Genomic DNA, 670 nt, shown 5'->3' on the forward strand with positions numbered 1-670 from the left:
AGTTGTCGGTGATAACCGCCTGGCCCGGCAACCAGCCTGCCGAACGGTTGAGGGCGGTCTGACGAGTCAGCCAGTGGGTCCATAATGACTGCGGCAGCGCGTCCGCCAGGGACGGGCCCATGCCCCAGACCACCGCACAAGGCACAATGGCCGGGATATCCGGGTTAGGGGCACTGAATACGGACTGGACATGTTGCTCAAACCAGGCCATCAGGCTGTTGAACAACACCTGTTGTTCCAGTGCCGAGGTGCCCTCCGCCGTCACCCAGCGGGCCACCGAACAGGGTGCCGCCGACTCACGCCACACATTGACCTCGTCACCCGTCATGGCCGATTGCCACACCCGGTCACCCAGCAGGGCACTCCCCGCCTGACCATTGAGTACCAGCGGCACGCGATGCCCGGTGTCCCGTTGCAATTGGCTGATTTGCCAACGCAACATCAGCAAGTCGCTGGTCAGCGTCTCGCTCTCCGGGTGTTGTTGCGGACACACCGTGACCATCACTGCCAGTTGGCGCCCCCAGTCGGGCCGTAACTGCAGCAACTGACGGGCGACCTGAGCCACATCCTGACCGGCCTCCACCCGCACCCAACAGCCTTGCGACACCACCAGAACCGGCGAGGCGGCAGGCCAGGGCTGAGCCAAATCACCGCATACCAGCACGACCGG

Annotated in this window: 1 pseudogene; it reads right to left on the bottom strand. The window is 64.3% G+C overall.

Annotation, left to right across the window (positions count from 1 at the left end):
* A pseudogene (locus IO95_RS25485) lies at positions 1 to 670 on the bottom strand (OmpA family protein); the annotation flags it as partial.

The sequence above is a fragment of the Serratia sp. DD3 genome (assembly GCF_000496755.2).